We start from the raw sequence: 12,384 nt of genomic DNA, 5'->3' as shown, positions 1-12,384 counted from the left end.
ATCTTGCGACGGTCGTATTCGGCCGCCTGCAGCACCGCACGCGACGCGCGATCGCCAGCGCGCACCAGCAGCTCCGCCCGTTCGCCCGGCGCGATCAGCAGCGACGTGACGCGGCGCGGCGCGTCGAACAGCCCGCCGTCGGTGCCCGCGTGCTCGAACGCACGGCCGTCATCGAACGCGACGCGCAAATAACGCGCGCTGCACGCGTTCCACACGCGCCAGCGCTCGTCGCCCGCGACGTCGATCCGCGGCCGGCGTGCGCCGTTGACCAGCACGAACTGGCCCTCGCGGCCGTTCATCCAGTCCATCATGTCGTTCGGTGCAATCGTGCCGTCGCGCGCAAGCTTCAGGTCCGACACGAACAGGTTGCGCTCGGGCCAGCCCGCCAGCGGATCGTCCGCGGCGCGCACGACGAACGGGCCGGCGAGCCCGCGAAAGACCTGCTCGGCCGTCATCATGTGCGGATGCGGGTGGTACCAGTAAGTGCCGGCACTGCCCTTCGGCAACGTGAAGCGGTACACGTGCGACGCGCCGGGCGCGACGGAATCGGAAGGATTGCCGTCCTGGTCAGGCGGCACGGGCAGGCCGTGCCAGTGAATCGTCGACGGCTGCGGCAGCTTGTTCACGAACTTGATCTCGACCGTGTCGCCCTCGCGCACGTCGATCAACGGACCGACGACGGGGCCCTGCGTGCCCGCGCCGAACTGCCAGAACGTGGTCGGCCGTGCGCCGTGCAGCATCGGGCGCACCACGGGCTGCGCCACCAGCGTGGCCCGGAACGTGCCGGGCTCGCGGCTTTCGTTCACTAGCGTGCGCAGCGCCGCGAGCGGCGCGCCGGCCGGCAGCGCGTCGGCGGCCGCGAGCGCGGCCGGTACAGACTTGCCGTGCTGCTCGTGCCCCGCCATCCCTGACATGCCCGACATGCCGGGCATGTCGTCCATCGCGTCCATGCCAGCCATGCCGGCGTGACCGGCATGCTGCGCCCACGCGGCGCGCGCGAACAGCGACGCAGCCGCGACACCGATGGCGCGCGACAGGAAGGTTCTCCGTATCATCAATCGTTCCTCGTTATCCATGCTGGGTCGCGCGGCCGCCGCGACACCCGCGCCGGCCGGCTGAAGCGCCGATGCGCGACGCAAATCCTGATGCCCGCGTCATCATAACCGCAGGCCCAAATCCAGAAGCGCCGCGGCCCGCCGGGCGGCGATACGCCGCAGGGCTCGACAACGCCGCCCCCGATTCGGCATGCATCGACCCGCATCGTCGATCGGCGATGCACGGCCGTTCGCGCGCGGCCGAAACGCCACCCAACCCTGCCCCGAGCGGCTCCCACGCGGTCGCCCGGCGCCTGCCGTTCGACCCCGCCACGGCGCCGGTCGCATCACCGATCCGCAAACCCGCCAATATTTCACGATGCGGAACAAGTCTCTGCGTTGTAAAAATTCGTGGTGCAGGGCACAAATTTCCCGTTTCGCGATGCCAAAAAACGTTCCGCAATACAAAACGACGAGAATAATTATTTGTTTTTAAAAGAGAATTTTTGTTTAGTGAAGCCGTTCTACATGCACCATCCGACCGGGTCGCGGACGTAGACTTTGTTCCATGCACTGACGCTTCGCCACGACGTTCGATACGGAACCCGGCGCAAGCAGCCAGTCGGGCCACAGCCGGCCGAACCGGCAGACGGCACAACAGAATCGCTTGTGATCAGAAAGGGAGAACGGAAATGAAGGGATTTCGCTTTGGTTCAACGCTCGGGTCGTTCTACATCCTGCCGGGTAACGGCGGCTGGGAAGCGACGTTCGGCAACGCCCTGCTCGGCGCATTCTCGTGCCCCGAAGTGGCAGCCGACCACATCTCCCGCGGCGACTGCGAGCAACTGTCCGAACTGGACACGGCAACGCTCGAAGTGCCGCACGAAATCGCCGAATGGGAAATCGTTCACGTCTGAATGGCAAGCCAGCAACGAAAAACGCCCCGGGCGTTCCGGGGCGTTTTTCTTTTGTAGCCGGCGGCAGGCAGCAAAGCCCGCCATCGCGGTACACGCATCGGCCCGCGCGATCGCGCGGCCTGCGTCAGGCGACCGCGTCGACGATGCCGTTCAGCGTCGCGCTCGGGCGCATGGCCTGGCTCGTCAGGTCGACGTTCGGACGGTAGTAACCGCCGATAGCCTGCGCCTTGCCCTGCGCGGCGGCCAGTTCTTCCAGAATGCGCGCTTCGCTGTCGGACAGCGCCTTCGCCACACCTTCGAACTGCGCCTTCAGCGCTGCGTCCTCGCTCTGCTCGGCCAGCGCCTGCGCCCAGTACAGGCACAGGTAGAAGTGGCTGCCGCGGTTGTCGAGGCCGCCAACCTTGCGCGCCGGCGACTTGTTCTCGTCCAGGAACTTGCCGGTCGCCTGGTCGAGCGTCTTCGCGAGCACGACCGCCTTCGGGTTCTGGTAGGCGTTGCCAAGGTGCTCGAGCGACGCAGCCAGCGCGAGGAATTCGCCGAGCGAATCCCAGCGCAGGAAGCCTTCCTCGACGAACTGCTGCACGTGCTTCGGTGCGGAACCGCCCGCACCCGTTTCGAACATCCCGCCACCGGCCATCAGCGGCACGATCGACAGCATCTTCGCGCTGGTGCCGAGTTCCATGATCGGGAACAGGTCGGTCAGGTAATCGCGCAGCACGTTGCCGGTGACCGAGATCGTGTCCTTGCCCGCGCGGATGCGCTCGAGCGAGAAACGCGTCGCGTCGACCGGCGTCATCACGCGGATGTCGAGGCCGTTCGCGTCGTGATCCTTCAGGTAACGCTCGACCTTCGCGATGATCTGCGCGTCGTGTGCGCGCGCCGGATCGAGCCAGAACACGGCCGGTGCGCCGGTCGCGCGTGCGCGGTTAACCGCGAGCTTGACCCAGTCCTGCACCGGTGCGTCCTTCGTCTGGCACATGCGCCAGATGTCGCCCGCTTCCACGGCATGCTCGAGCAGCACGTTGCCCGCTTCGTCGGTGACGCGCACGACGCCGTCCGCCGGGATCTGGAACGTCTTGTCGTGCGAACCGTATTCTTCAGCCGCCTGCGCCATCAGGCCGACGTTCGGCACGCTGCCCATCGTGACCGGATCGAACGCGCCATGCTGCTTGCAGTCCTCGATCACGGCCTGGTAGACACCTGCGTAGCAGCGGTCCGGAATCACGGCCTTCGCGTCGTACAGCTGGCCGTCCGGGCCCCACATGCCGCCCGAATCGCGGATCATGGCCGGCATCGATGCGTCGACGATCACGTCGCTCGGCACGTGCAGGTTCGTGATGCCCTTGTCCGAGTTGACCATCGCCAGGCGCGGGCGCACGGTGTATTCGGCCTTGACGTCGGCTTCGATCGCTTCGCGCGTATCGGCCGGCAGGTCCTTCAGGCGCGCGTACAGGTCGCCGATCCCGTTGTTCGGGTTGAAGCCGACCTGCGCCAGCACGTCCGCGTGCTTCGCGAGCGCGTCGCGGTAGAACACCGACACGAAGTGACCGAACAGGATCGGGTCCGAGACCTTCATCATGGTCGCCTTCAGGTGCACCGAGAACAGCACGTCCTGCGCCTTCGCATCGGCGATCTGCGCGTCGATGAAGCTGCGCAGCGCGTTGCGGCTCATCACCGATGCGTCGATCACTTCACCGGCCTTCACGGCCGTCTTTTCCTTCAGCACCTTCTTCGCGCCGTCGGTCGTCGTGAGTTCGATCTTCACGCTGCCGGCGTCGGCGATCAGCGTCGACTTCTCGCTGCCGTAGAAGTCGCCTTCGCTCATGTGCGCGACGTGCGCCTTCGACGTGGCCTGCCACGCGCCCATCTTGTGCGGATGCTTGCGTGCGTAGTTCTTGACCGACAGCGGCGCGCGGCGGTCGGAGTTGCCTTCGCGCAGCACCGGGTTCACCGCGCTGCCCTTGATCTTGTCGTAGCGGGCCTTGACCGCCTTCTCTTCGTCCGTCGACGGATCTTCCGGATAGGCCGGCAGCTTGTAGCCCTGCGCCTGCAGTTCGGCGATCGCGGCCTTGAGCTGCGGCACCGATGCGCTGATGTTCGGCAGCTTGATGATGTTCGCTTCCGGCTTCAGCGTGAGCTGGCCCAGTTCGGCCAGATCATCGGAACCCTTCTGCTCGGGCGGCAGGATGTCTGCGAATGCCGCGATGATGCGGCCGGCGAGCGAGATGTCGCGCGTTTCGACGGCAACGCCGGACGAGCGCGTGAAGGCCTTGACGATCGGCAGCAGCGAATAGGTCGCGAGCGCGGGCGCTTCGTCAGTGAGGGTGTAGATGATCTTGGGCGAAGTGGACATGGTCGATGCGTTGCTACGTGAAAATTTGGACTGAGAACGCCGGCGGGTAACCGGCGGGGAGCGACCGGGTCGGTCGCGAAAGGGGCACGCCGGCTCAGCCGGGCGGTGGTGTTGCGAGGGCCGTCATGTTCTACCTTGCAGGGGCTCCGGGCCGCATCGCGGCGCCGCGGCCCGCATGCCGGACCGCCCTGCCAACAAACCTGCCATCCACGAAACGCTCCGGCGCCGGCAGTAGGCGCCGGGGCGGCCGGACATGCGCCGGCCCACCCCGGAAGGGGACTTACATGTTCTCGATCAGCACTTCACCGAAGCCCGAGCACGACACCTGCGTCGCACCTTCCATCAGGCGCGCGAAGTCGTACGTGACGCGCTTCTGCAGGATCGACTTCTCCATCGCGGCGATGATCGTATCGGCTGCTTCCGTCCAGCCGAGGTGGCGCAGCATCATTTCCGCCGACAGGATCTCGGAACCGGGGTTCACGTAATCCTTGCCCGCGTACTTCGGTGCGGTGCCGTGCGTCGCTTCGAACATCGCGACCGAATCCGACAGGTTCGCACCCGGCGCGATCCCGATGCCGCCGACCTGCGCGGCCAGCGCGTCGGAGATGTAGTCGCCGTTCAGGTTCAGCGTGGCGATCACGTCGTATTCGGCCGGGCGCAGCAGGATCTGCTGCAGGAACGCATCGGCGATCGAATCCTTGATCACGATCTCGTTGCCCGTCTTCGGGTTCTTCACGCGCATCCACGGGCCGCCGTCGATCAGCTCACCGCCGAATTCCTTCTGTGCAAGCGCGTAGCCGGCGTCACGGAACAGGCCTTCCGTGAACTTCATGATGTTGCCCTTGTGCACCAGCGTGACCGACTTGCGATCGTTGTCGATCGCGTACTGGATCGCCTTGCGCACGAGACGCTCGGTGCCTTCGGTCGACACGGGCTTGACGCCGATCCCCGAGGTTTCCGGGAAGCGGATCTTCTTCACGCCCATCTCGTCCTGCAGGAACTTGATCACCTTCTTCGCCTGCTCGGAGCCCGCGGCCCATTCGATGCCCGCGTAGATGTCTTCCGAGTTCTCGCGGAAGATCACCATGTCGATCTTTTGCGGCTCGCGCACCGGCGACGGCACGCCCTTGAAGTACTGCACCGGGCGCAGGCACACGTACAGGTCGAGTTCCTGGCGCAGCGCGACGTTCAGCGAACGGATGCCGCCACCGACCGGGGTCGTGAGCGGACCCTTGATCGACACCACGTATTCCTTCAGCACCTGCAGCGTTTCGTCCGGGAGCCACACGTCCGGACCGTACACCTTCGTCGCCTTCTCGCCCGCGAAAATCTCCATCCAGTGGATCTTGCGCTTGCCCTTGTAGGCATGCGCGACCGCCGCGTCGACGACCTTGATCATGACCGGGGTGATATCGAAGCCCGTACCGTCGCCTTCGATATAGGGAATGATCGGCTGATCGGAAACGTTGAGCGAGAAGTCCTTGTTGACGGTGATCTTGTCACCGCCTTCCGGAACCTTGATGTGCTGATACGGCATGATCGACTCCAGTGACGTGGCTGAGCAGGTGATGCTGGTCGAAGCTGCGCGCGCGGCGGGGGCGCGGCATGGCCACCCCGTGACGGCAACAGCGAGCCGCTATTCTAGCGCCCCAACCGGGCACTTCGGCATGAAGCGCGGCACTGCGTATCAAGACCCCACTTATGTCTTATATAAGACAGAGGACTTGCCGTTCCGTATTATGCATTAAGATTCCGCCATTTGCCATAGACCACCCGCCCCCGCTTCCCGCGGCGCGCCGGGCGGATGCCCCACCATGAACCTGATCGCCCTCAACAAGCCGTTCGGCACGATTTGCCAGTTTTCCGCGCACGAGACGCGCCCGTCGCTCGGCGACTGGGTAAAAACGCCCGGCGTCTACGCGGCCGGCCGGCTGGACGCGGACAGCGAGGGGCTGCTGCTGCTCACCGACGACGGCGCGCTGCAGGCGCGCATCGCCGAGCCGCGCCACAAGCTCGTCAAGCGCTACTGGGCGCAGGTCGAGGGCGCGCCCGGCCCCGCCGACCTGAAGGCGCTCGCGCGCGGCGTCGACCTCGGTGACTACGTGACGCGTCCGTGCCGCGCCGAATTCATCGAACCGCCCGACACGCTGTGGCCGCGCAACCCGCCGATCCGCTACCGCGCGGCGATCCCGACGACGTGGATCGAGCTGGCGATCACCGAAGGCAAGAACCGGCAGGTGCGCCGGATGACGGCGGCCGTCGGCTTCCCGACGTTGCGCCTGGTGCGTGTCGGCGTCGGCGCACTGGATATATTCGCGCTCGGCATTGCACCCGGAGAAACAATCGCGCTGCCGCCGCGCGCGCCGTGGGATGGTTTCGCGCCCGCCGCATGACGAATTCGGGACGGGCGAATTTTTCGTCATCTTTTTCGTCAACCGCCTGCGAAGATCGCGCGTTAAACCGAGCAGATGCCAACCTTAGCTATCCGGCATTGGCAGCCGAACCCGTGTTTGCGTCACGAAAGCGACGTTTTTATCGAATACGATTCGGCGCCCGCAGCGCAATGAGAAATTTCTCGAAGCGTCTGTCAACCGAAAGGTGGATGGCACCGTTAGACGACATGACTCCTATTGCCGGGTCATTTGGTTAATTAACTAAAGCTGAGGAACACAACATGAACAAACTGATCGCCGCTCTGGTCGCTGGCCTCTTCGCAACGGCTGCTTTCGCACAAGCATCGGCTCCGGAAGCTGCTCCGGCTGCTGCTGAAGCTGCTTCGGCACCGGCTAAGCACGCTGCTAAGAAGCACCACGCAGCTAAGAAGCACCACAAGGCATCGAAGAAGGCTGCAGCAAGCGACGCAGCAGCACCGGCAGCTGCTTCGAACTAAGTAAGCTTGCTGTAATAACGCAGTCAAGAACACGCAGTCTTGCCGTTCTTACGGCGTTGAAAGGCAGATCACCGCAAGGCGATCTGCCTTTTTCTTTTTTGTGCCCGCCTGCACGCATCGCGTACCATGCGGGTCTTGTTTTCCAGATAGGAGCCTTGCTGTGCAATTCTCCCTGCGCTCGTCGCTCGGCCGCCTTGCGCGCGCCGCCGTGTTTCCCGCCGCGCTCGCCGTCATGGCGTTCGGCATGCAGGCCGCCAGCGCGCAAGTGCCGCCCGGCGCCAAGCAGCCGAGCGAATTCCCGCGCGTGAAGCTGCGCGCCGGCATGTACGTGATCGACGCGGCCGTCGCCGCGAACGACCCCGACCGCGAACAGGGGCTGATGTACCGTTCGCAGCTCGCGCCGAACGAAGGCATGCTGTTCGTGTTCAACGAGAACGCGGTGCACTGCTTCTGGATGAAGAACACGCTGATTCCGCTGTCGATCGCGTTCATTCGCGCGGATGGCACGATCACCGACATCGACGAGATGAAGGCGGAGACGACCGACAACCACTGCCCGCGCAACAACGGCGTCTATGCGCTCGAAATGAGCAAGGGCTGGTTCGCGGCGAAGGGCATCAAGCCCGGCATGAAGCTCGAAGGCCTGCCGCAGGCCCAGTAACGGCCATCGCCGCGGCGTCGCGCCGCGCACCGACCGAAGCCGGCCGCCCGTTGCGCGCCGGCTTTTTTTTCGCCCGCCGGCGGTGGCGCCCGACTTGATTCCACCGGCGCCGGCCGCATCTGCAAAAGCCACGCACAAGCGCTATGCTTTAAGTCTCGCTTGTCCAGCCCGGGCCCGCACTGTCGGCCCGCTTACATCCGAACCCAAGGAGGTTCACGTGCCCCGCAAAACCCCCATCGAGCGCTATCGCAATATCGGGATCAGCGCTCACATCGATGCCGGCAAAACCACGACGACCGAGCGCATCCTGTTTTACACCGGCGTGAGCCACAAGATCGGTGAAGTGCACGACGGCGCGGCCACGATGGACTGGATGGAGCAGGAGCAGGAACGCGGCATCACGATCACGTCGGCCGCGACCACGGCCTTCTGGAAGGGCATGGCCGGCAACTATCCTGAGCACCGGATCAACATCATCGACACGCCCGGGCACGTCGACTTCACGATTGAAGTCGAGCGCTCGATGCGCGTGCTCGACGGCGCGTGCATGGTCTACGACTCGGTCGGCGGCGTGCAGCCGCAGTCCGAAACCGTCTGGCGCCAGGCCAACAAGTACAAGGTGCCGCGCATCGCGTTCGTCAACAAGATGGACCGCGTCGGCGCCGATTTCTTCCGAGTGCAGCGGCAGATCGGCGAGCGCCTGAAAGGCGTCGCCGTGCCGATCCAGATTCCGATCGGCGCGGAAGATCATTTCCAGGGCGTCGTCGATCTCGTGAAGATGAAGGCGATCGTGTGGGACGACGAAAGCCAGGGCGTGAAGTTCTCGTACGAGGACATCCCCGCGAACCTCGTCGAGCTCGCGCACGAGTGGCGCGAGAAGATGGTCGAGGCCGCGGCGGAAGCGAGCGAGGAACTGCTCGAGAAGTACCTGCACGACCATGAGTCGCTGACCGAGGACGAGATCAAGGCCGCGCTGCGCAAGCGCACGATCGCGAACGAGATCGTGCCGATGCTGTGCGGCAGCGCGTTCAAGAACAAGGGCGTGCAGGCGATGCTCGACGCGGTGATCGACTACCTGCCGTCGCCGGTCGACGTGCCCGCGATTCTCGGCCATGACCTGCACGACAAGGAAGCGGAGCGTCATCCGAACGACGAGGATCCGTTCTCGTCGCTCGCGTTCAAGATCATGACCGACCCGTTCGTCGGCCAGTTGATCTTCTTCCGCGTGTATTCGGGTGTGGTCGAATCCGGCGACACGGTGCTGAACGCGACGAAGGACAAGAAGGAGCGACTCGGCCGGATCCTGCAGATGCACGCGAACGAGCGCAAGGAAATCAAGGAAGTGCGCGCGGGCGACATCGCGGCGGCCGTCGGCCTGAAGGAAGCGACCACCGGCGACACGCTGTGCGATCCGGCGCACCCGATCGTGCTCGAACGCATGATTTTCCCGGAGCCGGTGATTTCGCAGGCTGTCGAGCCAAAGACGAAGGCCGACCAGGAAAAGATGGGCCTGGCGCTGAACCGCCTGGCACAGGAAGATCCGTCGTTCCGCGTGCAGACCGACGAAGAATCCGGGCAGACGATCATTTCGGGGATGGGCGAGCTTCACCTCGAAATTCTGGTCGACCGGATGAAGCGTGAATTCGGCGTGGAAGCGACGGTCGGCAAGCCGCAGGTCGCTTATCGCGAGACGGTGCGCACGCCGGCGAAGGACGTCGAAGGCAAGTTCGTCAAGCAGTCGGGCGGCCGCGGCCAGTACGGGCATGCGGTGATCACGCTCGAACCGAACCCCGGCAAGGGCTACGAGTTCGTCGACGCGATCAAGGGCGGCGTGATTCCGCGCGAATACATTCCGTCGGTCGACAAGGGCATCCAGGAAACGCTGAAGAGCGGCGTGCTGGCGGGCTATCCAGTCGTCGACGTGAAGGTCACGCTGACGTTCGGTTCGTACCACGACGTCGACTCGAACGAAAATGCGTTCCGGATGGCCGGTTCGATGGCGTTCAAGGAAGCGATGCGCCGCGCGAAGCCCGTGCTGCTCGAACCGATGATGGCCGTCGAGGTGGAAACGCCTGAAGACTTCATGGGCAACGTGATGGGCGACCTGTCGAGCCGTCGCGGCATCGTGCAGGGGATGGAAGACATCGCAGGCGGCGGCGGCAAGCTCGTACGCGCCGAAGTGCCGCTCGCGGAAATGTTCGGCTATTCGACGTCGCTGCGTTCGGCCACGCAGGGCCGCGCGACCTACACGATGGAGTTCAAGCAGTACGCGGAAACGCCGGCCAACGTATCGGAAGGCGTGATCAGCGCGAAAGTGAAGTAAGCGCGGCGCGCTCGCGCGCTGCCGCTTGCAGACAAGGCCCGTCCGGTTCCGGACGGGCCTTTTTTCATTCGGCGCACGCGGCGTTCGCGGCTTTTTGATCGGCAAGCCAGGCATTTTTTTCGCGTGCCACAATGGATCGCGATTCGTCAGATGGAACCCGCCCGATGCCGCCCACCCCTGCCCTGCGCCGCCTGCTGATCCTCTATGCCGGCCTGATCGCCGCGAACGCCGCCGTCTGGCTGTGGGCGCTCGCCGTGTTGCGCGATCATCCGCTACTGCTCGGCACCGCGGCGATCGCGTATGGGCTCGGGCTGCGTCATGCGGTCGACGCCGATCACATCGCCGCGATCGACGTTGCAACACGCAAGCTGATGCAGGAAGGCCAACGTCCGGTGAGCGTCGGGCTGTTCTTCTCGCTCGGCCATTCGACGATCGTGATCGCCGCGACGCTCGGCATCGCGCTGACCGCGTTCGCGCTGCGCGACCGGTTCGATGCATTCCGCGAGATCGGCGGCACGATCGGCACGGCCGTGTCGGCCACTTTCCTGCTCGTGCTCGCGTGCGTGAACCTGGTGATCCTGCGCGACGTGTGGCGGCGCTATCGCGGCACGCACGGGCACGCGCACGATGCCGCGCATGTGCACCGTCCCGCCGGGCTCGTGTCCCGGCTGCTGCGTCCGCTGTTCCGGTTCGTGTCGAAGAGCTGGCACATGTATCCGGTCGGCGTGCTGTTCGGGCTAGGTTTCGATACTGCAACCGAAATCGGCCTGCTCGCGATTGCCGCCGCGCAGGCGAGCCAGGGGTTGCCGGTTTATACAGTCATGCTGTTTCCCGCGCTTTTCACCGCCGGCATGACGCTGATCGACTCGACCGACAACGTGCTGATGATTCACGCGTACGGCTGGGCGATGGACGATCCGCAGCGCAAGCTGCTCTACAACGCGAGCATCACGTTCGTGTCGGCGGCCGTCGCGCTGGCGATCGGCGGGATCGAGGCAGCCGGCCTGCTGGCCGACAAGCTGTCGCTGACGGGCCCCGTGCGCGACGCGCTCGATGCGCTCGGCGAGCGCTTCGGCTCGATCGGCTACGGCATCGTCGCCCTGTTCCTCGTCTGCTGGATCGCGTCGATCCTGTTCCACCGCTGGCAGCGCGCGGCCGATGCGCCTGCGCGCTGAACTTAACTCAGACGTTTCATTCCGGAAACAAAACTCCCCTCAAGACGTTGCATGCGCCGTCGCGCGCTTGCGTGCGCCTTGCGCGACGGGCGCAAGCGGCCGGTGGCACGGATCTCGCAGATAGGGATTCGCACGGCGGGCCCGCATGCCATCCCGCGCTCGAGGCTGACGTCCAGCGCCCGCCCGAACGCGATCGGCTGCCGACAGGACTACGAACCTTTAACGGCCCCCTGCACCACACGTAGATCGCCGCGCGGCGACGAGGCATCGCGCGCATGGGGAGGCCATGATGCTCAAGACGAAACAACCGTTCCGTACGCCGGGACGGCGCTATCGCGCAACCTTGTTCGCCGCAGCCGCGTTCGCGTGCTGCTGCTCATATGCCGTCGCACAGGATGCGACACCGGACGCCGCGGCCGATGCAGTTGCCCACGCGGACGCCATCATGACGCTGGTCGACGACGCTTCGCCTTGCGCAGCCAACCCGGCTGCGTGCGCGGTGCACGTCTTCGCCGGCGGACGCGCTGGCGGTAATGGCGCAGGCCCGGGCAGCAATGGCAGCGGCGGCAGCCCCGGTAGCGGAAATGGCAACGGCAGCGGTAGCGGCAACAACGGGAACGGTACCGTCGGGCCTGCTGGCGTCGGCGGAACGACGAGCGGAACATCCGGCGGCACGAGTGGTTCGGGTGGCTCGGGCCGCGGAGGCAATACGTCTGGCAGCGGGGGTTCGGGTGGTGGTTCTTCCGGGGGTGGTACGTCGGGTGGCGGTACTTCCGGTGCCGGTACTTCCGGCGGCGGCACTTCGGGTGGTGGTACTTCGGGTGGTGGTACTTCGGGTGGCGGTACTTCGGGTGGCGGTACTTCGGGTGGCGGTACTTCGGGTGGCGGCACTTCGGGTGGCGGTACTTCGGGTGGCGGTACTTCGGGTGGCGGTACTTCGGGTGGCGGTACTTCGGGTGGCGGTACTTCGGGTGGCGGTACTTCGGGTGGCGGTACTTCGGGTGGCGGTACTTCGGGTGGCGGTACTTCGG

9 protein-coding genes and 1 pseudogene are annotated in these 12,384 nt (G+C 65.3%); 7 read left to right on the top strand and 3 right to left on the bottom strand.

Annotated features, from left to right (window positions below; all coding sequences use genetic code 11):
- Window positions 1–1,055: multicopper oxidase domain-containing protein (locus tag G3N99_RS24395; protein ID WP_206123670.1), on the bottom strand; the 1,055-nt coding region annotated here is incomplete at its 3' end.
- Window positions 1,056–1,726: 671 nt separating this feature from the next.
- Here G3N99_RS24395 and G3N99_RS24390 point away from each other — a divergent pair.
- Window positions 1,727–1,951, top strand: a complete 225-nt coding sequence (locus G3N99_RS24390) for a hypothetical protein (RefSeq protein WP_206123669.1) — start codon at window positions 1,727–1,729, stop codon at window positions 1,949–1,951.
- A gap of 124 nt (window positions 1,952–2,075) precedes the next feature.
- Here G3N99_RS24390 and G3N99_RS24385 read toward each other — a convergent pair whose 3' ends face one another.
- Window positions 2,076–4,304, bottom strand: coding sequence for an NADP-dependent isocitrate dehydrogenase (locus tag G3N99_RS24385; protein ID WP_206123668.1), 2,229 nt, complete (start codon window positions 4,302–4,304; stop codon window positions 2,076–2,078).
- A gap of 280 nt (window positions 4,305–4,584) precedes the next feature.
- The gene (gene icd, locus G3N99_RS24380; RefSeq protein ID WP_006478026.1) at window positions 4,585–5,841 is read right to left on the bottom strand and encodes an NADP-dependent isocitrate dehydrogenase; all 1,257 of its coding nucleotides are present in this window, start codon (window positions 5,839–5,841) and stop codon (window positions 4,585–4,587) included.
- Window positions 5,842–6,118: 277 nt separating this feature from the next.
- Here icd and G3N99_RS24375 point away from each other — a divergent pair, with 277 nt between their 5' ends.
- The 6 genes and pseudogenes from G3N99_RS24375 to G3N99_RS42055 form a co-directional block, all read left to right on the top strand.
- Window positions 6,119–6,697, top strand: a complete 579-nt coding sequence (locus tag G3N99_RS24375; RefSeq protein WP_174941973.1) for a pseudouridine synthase — start codon at window positions 6,119–6,121, stop codon at window positions 6,695–6,697.
- A 281-nt stretch (window positions 6,698–6,978) separates the two neighbouring features.
- Window positions 6,979–7,194: a hypothetical protein gene (locus G3N99_RS24370; RefSeq protein WP_011352970.1), complete on the top strand. Its 216-nt coding sequence runs from the start codon at window positions 6,979–6,981 to the stop codon at window positions 7,192–7,194.
- Between the two features lie 160 nt (window positions 7,195–7,354).
- Window positions 7,355–7,855, top strand: coding sequence for a DUF192 domain-containing protein (locus tag G3N99_RS24365; RefSeq protein ID WP_011352971.1), 501 nt, complete (start codon window positions 7,355–7,357; stop codon window positions 7,853–7,855).
- 217 nt (window positions 7,856–8,072) lie between these two features.
- A complete protein-coding gene (fusA, locus tag G3N99_RS24360; protein ID WP_174941498.1) occupies window positions 8,073–10,178 on the top strand; it encodes an elongation factor G in 2,106 nt (701 codons plus the stop codon).
- 164 nt (window positions 10,179–10,342) lie between these two features.
- Window positions 10,343–11,353, top strand: a complete 1,011-nt coding sequence (locus tag G3N99_RS24355) for a HoxN/HupN/NixA family nickel/cobalt transporter (RefSeq protein WP_174941971.1) — start codon at window positions 10,343–10,345, stop codon at window positions 11,351–11,353.
- Between the two features lie 289 nt (window positions 11,354–11,642).
- Window positions 11,643–12,384 (top strand): annotated as a pseudogene (locus tag G3N99_RS42055) (hypothetical protein); the annotation flags it as partial.

The organism is Burkholderia sp. Ac-20392 (assembly GCF_017104585.1).
Taxonomy (GTDB): domain Bacteria; phylum Pseudomonadota; class Gammaproteobacteria; order Burkholderiales; family Burkholderiaceae; genus Burkholderia; species Burkholderia lata.
This window is presented reverse-complemented; position numbering and strand designations above follow the sequence as displayed.

Coding starts and splice junctions, on each gene's coding strand:
- G3N99_RS24370 (WP_011352970.1), top strand. CDS start 6,979: ATGAACAAACTGATCGCCGCTCTGGTCGCTGGCCTCTTCGCAACGGCT.
- G3N99_RS24355 (WP_174941971.1), top strand. CDS start 10,343: ATGCCGCCCACCCCTGCCCTGCGCCGCCTGCTGATCCTCTATGCCGGC.
- G3N99_RS24375 (WP_174941973.1), top strand. CDS start 6,119: ATGAACCTGATCGCCCTCAACAAGCCGTTCGGCACGATTTGCCAGTTT.
- icd (WP_006478026.1), bottom strand. CDS start 5,841: ATGCCGTATCAGCACATCAAGGTTCCGGAAGGCGGTGACAAGATCACC.
- G3N99_RS24390 (WP_206123669.1), top strand. CDS start 1,727: ATGAAGGGATTTCGCTTTGGTTCAACGCTCGGGTCGTTCTACATCCTG.
- G3N99_RS24385 (WP_206123668.1), bottom strand. CDS start 4,304: ATGTCCACTTCGCCCAAGATCATCTACACCCTCACTGACGAAGCGCCC.